We start from the raw sequence: 2,383 nt of genomic DNA, 5'->3' as shown, positions 1-2,383 counted from the left end.
GGCCCGTCGGGAGCGGCGGCCGCCTACGCGGCGGCGGTCGCCGGCCGGCGCGTGCTGCTCCTGGAGAAGGCGGAACTGCCCCGCTACAAGACCTGCGGCGGCGGCATCATCGGCCCCTCCCGCGACGCCCTGCCGCCCGGTTTCGAGGTTCCCTTCCAGGACCGGGTGAACGCGGTCACCTTCTCCCACAACGGCCGGTTCACCCGGACCCGCCGCTCCCGCCGGATGCTCTTCGGCCTGGTCAACCGCCCTGAGTTCGACCAGCGGCTGGTGGAGAGCGCGCAGAAGGCCGGAGCCGAGGTGCGCACCGGCGTCACCGTCTCCCGGGTCGAGCAGCACGGCCCCACGGTCCCCGACCGCCGCACCGTCGCCGTGGTGCTCCAGGGCGGCGAGACCCTGCTGGCCCGCGCGGTGGTCGGCGCGGACGGCAGCGCCAGCCGGATAGGAGCCCACGTCGGCGTCAAGATGGGCCAGGTCGACCTGGGCCTCGAGGCCGAGATCCCGGTGCCAGGCACGGTCGCCGACGACTGGCGCGGACGTGTGCTGATCGACTGGGGTCCGCTGCCCGGCAGTTACGGATGGGTGTTCCCCAAGGGCGACACCCTGACCGTCGGCGTGATCTCCGCGCGCGGCGAGGGCGCGGCGACCAAGCGCTACCTTGAGGACTTCATCGGCCGGCTCGGCCTCGCCGGGTTCGAACCGGCCCTCTCCTCCGGCCACCTGACGCGGTGCCGCACCGACGACTCGCCGCTCTCCCGCGGCCGCGTGCTGGTCTGCGGGGACGCCGCGGGCCTGCTCGAGCCGTGGACCCGCGAGGGCATCTCCTTCGCGCTGCGCTCCGGGCGGCTGGCGGGGGAGTGGGCGGTGCGGATCGCCGAGGCGTACGACGCCGTGGAGGTGCGGCGCGAGTCGCTCAACTACGCCTTCGCCATCAAGGCCGGTCTCGGCGTGGAGATGAGCGTGGGGCGGAAGCTGCTCGCCGTCTTCGAGCGCCGGCCCGGAATGCTCCACGCCGCGATCACCGGCTTCCGGCCCGCCTGGCGGGCGTTCGCCGACATCACCCGGGGCGCGACCACGCTGGCCGAACTCGTCCGCTCCCGCCCGCTCGCGCAGCGGGCGCTCACGGCGCTGGAGCGGTAGGCGGGGACGGGCGTGGGCGGGGGCGGGGTGCCGGTGCCGGTGCGAGGGCGCCGGGCCGCGGGGCTGTGAAGCCGCGAGGCCGCGGTGCCGCGATTCCACGAGGCGGTGCGGCTGTGGAGCCGTCGGGCCGCGGTGCCGCGGGGCTCAGGAGGTGACGGTGATCCGGAAGACCGGGTGGTCGGGGGCGGCCGCCGTCAGCTCCGCGTCGGTGGAGCCGGCGGTGACGCCCTGGAAGTACTTGTCGACCTCCCACCCCCACTTGGTCAGGTAGCCGCGCAGCACCGCGAGCTTCTGGTCGTCCGGCAGCTCGGTGGCGGTGAAGCGGCGGACCTTGCGTCCGACGCGCAGTTCTCCGCCGCCCGCCGCGCGCATGTTGCGGACCCACTGGGAGTGGCCGCGGGCGGAGACCAGGTACTGGTCGCCCTCGAGCGCGAAGGGGTTGACCGGGATCCGCTGCATCACGCCGCTCTTGCGGCCCCGTACCGACAGCTCGGCACTGCCCATCAGGCTGAGCCCGCGCCGGGCCAGCCAGCCGACGACCTTGTTGAACCGCGCGGCGACGGGACCCGCCTCGAGGTAGTAGGCGCCGGTCGCGCCGGTGGTGCTGCCGGTCCTCGGCGTCGGCTCCTGGGCATTCCGCATGGTCAACCTCCGGGAAAATGAGAGCGGTGCTCTCGCTTGAGAACAGTGTGCGCGCTGTTGGCGCCCTAAGCAAGAGCGGTGCTCACGTTTTTGAGCGCCGCTCTCGGATGTGTGCACCGCTCTCGATCTGTGCCACACTCGGATCATGAGCCCAACCGAAGGAGTCCGTGCCCGCGCCCGGCGGGAGATCACCGCGGCGATCAAGGACGAGGCGCGGAGGCGGCTCGAGGACGAGGGCGCTGCCAAGCTCTCGCTGCGAGCGGTGGCCCGGGAGCTGGGCATGGCCTCGTCGGCCGTCTACCGCTACTTCCCGAGCCGCGACGACCTCCTGACCGCCCTGATCGTCGACGCCTACGACTCGCTCGGCGCCGCCGCGGAGGGCGCCGAGGCCGAAGCCGCCGCGGCTCCCGGCGCCACGCCGCTGAGCCGGTGGGTCGCGGTCTGCGAGGCGGTGCGCCGGTGGGCGCTGGCCCACCCGCACGAGTACGCGCTGATCTACGGCACGCCGGTCCCCGGTTACCGGGCGCCCGAGACCACCGTGCCCGCCGCCTCACGGGTGGGGCTGCTGCTGATCGGCGTCGCCCGCGACGCCCACCGAGGC

General features: G+C 74.1%; 3 protein-coding genes. 2 read left to right on the top strand and 1 reads right to left on the bottom strand.

What is annotated here, in order from left to right:
• On the top strand, positions 1 to 1,140 hold a 1,140-nt coding region (locus HW445_RS27125), incomplete at its 5' end, for a geranylgeranyl reductase family protein (RefSeq protein ID WP_180223510.1).
• Between the two features lie 144 nt (positions 1,141 to 1,284).
• Here the strand turns inward: HW445_RS27125 and HW445_RS27120 are convergent.
• Positions 1,285 to 1,782, bottom strand: a complete 498-nt coding sequence (locus HW445_RS27120) for a nitroreductase family deazaflavin-dependent oxidoreductase (protein ID WP_180223509.1) — start codon at positions 1,780 to 1,782, stop codon at positions 1,285 to 1,287.
• A gap of 145 nt (positions 1,783 to 1,927) precedes the next feature.
• Here HW445_RS27120 and HW445_RS27115 point away from each other — a divergent pair.
• A partial coding sequence (locus HW445_RS27115) for a TetR/AcrR family transcriptional regulator (protein ID WP_180223508.1) occupies positions 1,928 to 2,383 on the top strand: 456 nt, incomplete at its 3' end.

Origin of the sequence: Streptomyces sp. UH6, from assembly GCF_013421635.1 — a bacterium.
Classification (GTDB): domain Bacteria; phylum Actinomycetota; class Actinomycetes; order Streptomycetales; family Streptomycetaceae; genus Streptomyces; species Streptomyces abyssomicinicus.
This window is presented reverse-complemented; position numbering and strand designations above follow the sequence as displayed.